Genomic DNA, 5,688 nt, shown 5'->3' with positions numbered 1-5,688 from the left:
GGCTTCCCCGCCGATCACCAGAGACGGGCGCAGCAGCTCCAGAATGGCCGCCGCCTCGCCCGGCGGCAGGCGATATGACAGCGAGCAGGGCGTCGCGCCACATTTCCAGATGGCGAAAGTGTTCTCGTAGAAGGTGTTGCTGTTGGGCAGGCCGACGGCGACGAAATCGCCGGGCTTCACGCCCAGCTCCATGAAGGCGCGGGCGCGACGGTTGGCGCCGCGCTCCAGCTGGCTCCACGTCAGGACTTCACCGGAATGAATGATGGCTGGCGTATCGTGGCCCTTTCGGTCCGCGTACCAGCGCGGCGTATCGCCCATGGGTAGCAGCATGTGTTTCTCGCGTCCGGAAAATAGACCAAAACGTTGATGCCAGAAACACACGTTGCTGGCTTTGGATTGTTTTAGTTAACTTCTTCCTGGTTCCAGTTTTTACCGTCAAAAACCGAGATATAAAGTTTGCTGAACGGCGTGTAGTCATCCGGCGTGATGGCATACGTAACGCCTGGCAGCAGACCAGGGGCGGTCATCCCCTTGATGCTGGTCATCTGTTTGAGGACGTTTTTCCGCGTCAGATCATCACCACAGCGCTCAAGGATCCGCTCAAGTACGGTCGCCGCGGAATAGGCGATAAATGCCAGATCGTTGTCAGCGTCAACGTTCGGCAGATATTTCTTGCGAAACTCCTGATATTTCAGGATGTCCGGGTCATTTGCCCATTCCGGGCTACCAAGACTACGGAAGGTGCGTGCAGTGGTCAGGCCCTTTGCATTTTCTGGCCCGGCTGCATTGATAAGGGGTGCTCCCACAGCTGTCGAAGATACCAGATGCAGAGGTTTCCAACCGAGTTCGGCCATCTTGCGGATGGCCTGCGACGACGCCTTGCCCGCTGATGCATTCATCAAGATGTTCGCGCCGGATTGGGAAAGCTTCAAAATCTGGCTGTCGACCGTCGGATCCGTAAGGTCGTAGGAAGCTTCAGCAACAATCAGTTTCCCGGCCCTGTCACCCAGTGCTTCCTTGAAGCCCTTCACGTAGTCCCGACCAAACTCATCGTTCTGGTAGAAAAGGGCGATCTTCGGATCGGCGACCTTCCGCAGGGCATATTGCGCCATCGCCTTCCCTTCGCTGGGATAAAGCGCTTGCCCCGGAATGGTCCACGGGAATTCCTTTGGATTGTTCCACCGCGAAGCGCCAGTCATGACGAACGCCTGCGGCACTCCCTTCGAATTCATATACTTCTGAATGGCCAGCTGGCCTGCAGAGCTGGTGCTTCCATAGATCGCCAGAACATCGTCCTGCTCGACCAGCTTGCGCGTCTGCTCCACCGTTTTCGGCGTGCTGTAAGCGTCGTCCAGGCTTATGAACCGGACCTTCCGGCCGTTTACTCCGCCTTTCGTTTCGTTCAGCATGTCGAAATAGGCAGTCAAGGACCGGCCGATAACGCCATAAGGCGCGCCAGGGCCACTGTGCGGTATTGTCTGGCCGATGCGAATTTCAGTGTCGCTCGCCCCTCCGTCATATTTCTTGTCCGAGGCGCCTGCCTGCGATGATGCGATCATCGCGGCGACGCCAAGTGCACCAATCATCAAAGCGCGCATAAAGCTTCCTCCCTGCCCTCTGGGGGCTGGCGCAACGTAGTCGCCGTATTTAGTATCATTGGGCTATTGCGGGAATGCAATAGACCAACAAAGTTTGGGTAACTGGCGATGGGTGGAACGGTCTGGGCGCGGGGTCCGGCAATATCGTCGCTTCCGCGCAGCCCAGCTTGGCGCTGCCGTCGCGTTCAGGACGCAAATGGCGTTCCCATGCATCGCAGCCTGGAGTAGGAGAGGGACATGTTGGACAAACCGACCTACCCGGACCAAGAAAAATCTTGCCTCCATTGCAGCGAGGGAACGCTGCGGCGCACAATGGATCTCATTTTCTATGCCCACATGGAGCTGGCTGACAGGGCCGACCAGGTTCTTGCGGACTACAAGCTCGGGCGTCCGCATCATAGGGTGCTCTACTTTGTGGTTCAGCGTCCGGGCATCACAGTCAATGAGTTGCTCTCCACCCTGCGCATCACCAATCAGGCGTTCTCGCGAACCATAAACCAGTTGGTTCAGATGAACCTGGTTGAGCAAAGGATGGGAAACGGAGATCGTCGGTATCGCTGTCACTATCCAACAAAGGAGGGAGTGGAGCTGTCGCAGCGTCTGTCGCAATTGCAGTACGAACACGTGAGCGAGTGCCTGAAGGACGTTCCGATGGGGGATCTTGGCTTGTTTTGGGATGTCCTGCTGAGATTGGTTCGTGAGCAGGACCGCGCGTGGATCACGCCAACCGGCGGCTGAATTTCGAGAGGCGCGCCAGAGCAGGCGGAGCTTTGACTGATCGCCCCGTCTCGGGCACCGAAGAATTGCCTATTTGATGAGGCCGTCGTCCCGGCCCCCGGATTTGCGAGAGCGGATGTGCATCGGTGACGCGAGCCTGCGCGGCCTGCGTTTAGGGGCTGGCATGGAAACTGCGCATCCAGCCGATCTGGAGAGCCCTGATCCCCGTCGACGCGGCCGTCATACGTTTGGGGTCGGGATTCGGGCCAGCACCAGGCCCGTCGGCCAGCATGGAAGCGACGTTCCGCGGCGGATCGCCCGTCCCCACAGGGCCTTGTTATGACAGGAGCACCATATATTGCCTGTTTCATCGTTGGAGAGACCGCCCGCATCCATCGTCGGCGAGGAAATCTGGATTGCAAGCTGGTTGCCGCAGATCGATCAGCCCAAAAGCTATGGCTGCAAATATGTGAACGTTCTCTTGGAACCGTGGGGGCTGCGTGCCATCCTGAAGCCAACCGTCCAACAACCCTGACAGGCTTTCATGGTTGCAAGCGCTTCCCCATTATCTCAGCCGGCCAACAGCCGGCTCACGCGCGCGGCAATTTTTCTGGTCGTTACGATCAATGCCGCGCCGGCGTCGGAACGGGCCGTCAGGGAGCTGTGCGGCGATCTTTCCAGCCTGGTGCGGGGCGTAGGTTTCCGCAACCTAGACGGACAGCTATCTTGCGTGATGGGGTTCGGCGCACACGCCTGGGACAGGCTGTTCGGTCAGCCGAGGCCCAGGGACTTGCATCCATTTCGTGAAATCAACGGGATCCATCGCGCGGTTTCCACGCCGGGCGACGTCCTGTTTCACATTCGCGCCGCGAGCATGGATCTGTGTTTTGAACTGGCGACGCATATCATGACGCGCCTGTCCGGCGCAGTCTCTGTCGCCGATGAGGTGCACGGCTTCAAGTTCTTCGATGACCGCGACCTGCTTGGCTTTGTCGACGGGACGGAAAACCCGGTGGATCGGGCGGCAGCCGAGGCAACGCTCATCGGCGATGAGGACCCGGATTTCGCGGGCGGCAGCTATGTCATCGTGCAGAAGTATCTGCACGATCTCACCCGCTGGAACCAGGTTCCCGTGGAGGAGCAGGAAAATATCATTGGCCGGCACAAACTGTCGGACATCGAACAGATTGATGCGCAAAAAAAGCCCTATGCGCACAACGTCCTGACTTCAATCGAGGAAAATGGCGAGCAACTCCAGATCGTTCGCGATAACATGCCGTTCGGCGAGGTTGGCAAGGGTGAGTTTGGCACTTACTTCATCGGCTACGCGCGCTCACCTCACCGCATCGAACGCATGTTGGAGAACATGTTTATCGGGAATCCGCCAGGAACCTACGACCGGCTGCTCGATTTTAGCCGGGCCGTGACCGGTGCGCTGTTCTTCGCGCCAACCGCGACCTTTCTCGATGATGTTCAACCGGATCCGCCGCCATCCGGCATGCGGGAAGCAGGCGCGTCCCCTTCTTCGGACGCCGTGGCTGTCCCGGCTCCGCCGAAGGAGCGGAAAGATGCTTCGCTCGGGATCGGCTCCCTTAAAAATGAGGCAGGGCAATGAACAATCTGCATCGGGAGCTTGCTCCCATCTCCACCGCCGCATGGGAACAAATTGAGCAGGAGGCAAGCCGCACGCTGAAGCGTCATCTGGCCGCGCGCCGGGTCGTGGATGTGCCCGAGCCGAAGGGAAACGCGCTGGCCGCGATTGGCACAGGCCACCAGCATGGTATTGAGGCTCCGGCGGACGGCGTGCAGGCGGCGCAGCGCGATGCGAAGCCGCTGATTGAACTCCGCGTTCCCTTCGAGTTGTCGCGCCAGCAGATTGATGATGTCGAGCGCGGCTCACGTGACTCTGACTGGTGGCCATTGAAGCAGGCCGCGCAGAAGATCGCGTTCGCTGAAGATCAGGCCGTCTTCGACGGTTATGCGGCCGCGAGCATTCAGGGAATACGCCAGGGCAGCAGCAACGCTCCGATCACGCTTCCCACGAACGTGAAAAGCTATCCGGACGCCGTGGCGAAGGCCGTCAGCCAGTTGCGTCTGTCCGGATGCGAAGGACCGTATGCGCTGGTGCTTGGCGCGGACGCCTATACGGCGGCCAGCGGCGGCAGTGACGACGGCTATCCCGTCTTCCACCATGTTGAACGCGTCGTTGATGGCGGCGTTGTCTGGGCTCCCGCGATCAGGGGCGGGGTCGTGATGTCGACCCGCGGCGGCGATTTCGAACTGCACATCGGCCAAGATATCTCTATCGGTTATGCAAGCCACACGTCTACGACGGTCGAGTTGTATTTCCAGGAAACATTCACTTTTCGCCTGCTGACAGCCGAGGCCTGCGTGGCGCTGCATCCGCTTCAGGACCAGGGATGATCTGGCATTGAGGGCTAAAGCGCTTTGCGACCAGACGGAATCGTCTGGTCGATCAGATTTCGCTCAAAACAGGGGAAACTGGGGCAATCCCCGATCCATGTAGCTCGGGAATTGCGCCAGGTGTTTCGACGGGAACCTTATCTTTTTGCATAGTTCGAAGGTGTTGACGTCGGCGTCGCCCTCTTAACCGCCAGTTCATCTCGTATTGGGAACGATAAAGGAACCCAGGCCTATATTCGTCTTGGCCCAGACGCACAGGTTTTCGGGGTCGTGGCGCTCACGGATGCGAACAGCGCCGGCGAACGCCGCCGTGCGCCCACCAGAAGATCAGCGCTCCACCGGCTCAGCCTGAACCGTCCGCCTGTGAACTTCAGCAAAATGGGTTTGTACATCGTGGGCATGTGGTCGGGTGACTGGTGGTGTTCCTCCCTCATTCCTGGCCTCGCTGGGCGTCATCCCAAAACGCGCCCGAAAGCTGCGCAGCAACTGGTTGCCGCTCGAAAATCCCATGCTGAAGGCGATATCCGTTATGGAGCGTGACGACTTTCCTGACTTGAGCAACTCAAGAAATGCGGCGTCCAGCCGCTTGCCCTGCACGAGTTTTGCTACGCCGCCGTCAGCGGCAAAAGCCCGGTAAAGGTGTGCGCGCGACACATTGAAACGACGCTGGATGGCTTCCGGCGTAACGTCGCCCGACTGAAAGTTCTGCTCGATAAACGACAGGACCCGCTGCCGCAACACAGAGCCTGGGATGGCGTCCGCGCGCTGGCGCTCCAGCGTCTCCCCCTTCAACGCGCTGGCCAGCAGGGTCGTGAACGCCTCCTGCGCCGCAAGCGTCTGGCTCGCGGGCAATGGGCCATCAAGTGAAACAAGTTGCCCAAGATAGCCTGTCATACCAAGACTCTCTGATCAGAACCCATGCGCCCATTTGCGGAGTCCGATTGACATG

6 protein-coding genes and 1 pseudogene are annotated in these 5,688 nt (G+C 59.2%); 3 read left to right on the top strand and 4 right to left on the bottom strand.

The window, feature by feature from the left end; genetic code table 11:
* Together IE243_RS23630 and IE243_RS20845 are read right to left on the bottom strand one after the other, a co-directional pair.
* A partial coding sequence (locus IE243_RS23630; protein ID WP_244643290.1) for an AMP-binding protein occupies window positions 1-330 on the bottom strand: 330 nt, incomplete at its 3' end.
* Window positions 331-401: 71 nt separating this feature from the next.
* The gene (locus IE243_RS20845; protein ID WP_191321241.1) at window positions 402-1,598 is read right to left on the bottom strand and encodes an ABC transporter substrate-binding protein; all 1,197 of its coding nucleotides are present in this window, start codon (window positions 1,596-1,598) and stop codon (window positions 402-404) included.
* 237 nt (window positions 1,599-1,835) lie between these two features.
* Between IE243_RS20845 and IE243_RS20840 the strand changes: the two genes are divergently transcribed.
* A complete protein-coding gene (locus IE243_RS20840) occupies window positions 1,836-2,336 on the top strand; it encodes a MarR family winged helix-turn-helix transcriptional regulator (protein ID WP_191321240.1) in 501 nt (166 codons plus the stop codon).
* 41 nt (window positions 2,337-2,377) lie between these two features.
* Here the strand turns inward: IE243_RS20840 and IE243_RS24030 are convergent.
* Window positions 2,378-2,643, bottom strand: a pseudogene (locus IE243_RS24030) (hypothetical protein); the annotation flags it as partial.
* 216 nt (window positions 2,644-2,859) lie between these two features.
* Here IE243_RS24030 and IE243_RS20835 point away from each other — a divergent pair.
* The gene (locus IE243_RS20835; RefSeq protein WP_191321239.1) at window positions 2,860-3,930 is read left to right on the top strand and encodes a Dyp-type peroxidase; all 1,071 of its coding nucleotides are present in this window, start codon (window positions 2,860-2,862) and stop codon (window positions 3,928-3,930) included.
* On the top strand, window positions 3,927-4,739 hold the full coding sequence (locus tag IE243_RS20830) for a family 1 encapsulin nanocompartment shell protein (protein ID WP_191321238.1): 813 nt from the start codon (window positions 3,927-3,929) through the stop codon (window positions 4,737-4,739). Before IE243_RS20835 ends, IE243_RS20830 begins: the two co-directional genes overlap by 4 nt.
* 327 nt (window positions 4,740-5,066) lie before the next feature.
* Here IE243_RS20830 and IE243_RS20825 read toward each other — a convergent pair whose 3' ends face one another.
* Complete coding sequence (locus IE243_RS20825) at window positions 5,067-5,633, bottom strand: helix-turn-helix domain-containing protein (protein WP_191321237.1); 567 nt, start codon at window positions 5,631-5,633, stop codon at window positions 5,067-5,069.
* Window positions 5,634-5,688 lie beyond the last annotated feature (55 nt).

Origin of the sequence: Camelimonas fluminis, from assembly GCF_014656355.1 — a bacterium.
GTDB classification, from domain to species: domain Bacteria; phylum Pseudomonadota; class Alphaproteobacteria; order Rhizobiales; family Beijerinckiaceae; genus Camelimonas; species Camelimonas fluminis.
The sequence above is the reverse complement of the archived record's forward strand: the minus strand, read 5'-3'. Positions and strand labels throughout refer to the sequence as shown.

Coding starts and splice junctions, on each gene's coding strand:
- IE243_RS20845 (WP_191321241.1), bottom strand. CDS start 1,598: ATGCGCGCTTTGATGATTGGTGCACTTGGCGTCGCCGCGATGATCGCA.
- IE243_RS20840 (WP_191321240.1), top strand. CDS start 1,836: ATGTTGGACAAACCGACCTACCCGGACCAAGAAAAATCTTGCCTCCAT.
- IE243_RS20825 (WP_191321237.1), bottom strand. CDS start 5,633: ATGACAGGCTATCTTGGGCAACTTGTTTCACTTGATGGCCCATTGCCC.
- IE243_RS20835 (WP_191321239.1), top strand. CDS start 2,860: ATGGTTGCAAGCGCTTCCCCATTATCTCAGCCGGCCAACAGCCGGCTC.
- IE243_RS20830 (WP_191321238.1), top strand. CDS start 3,927: ATGAACAATCTGCATCGGGAGCTTGCTCCCATCTCCACCGCCGCATGG.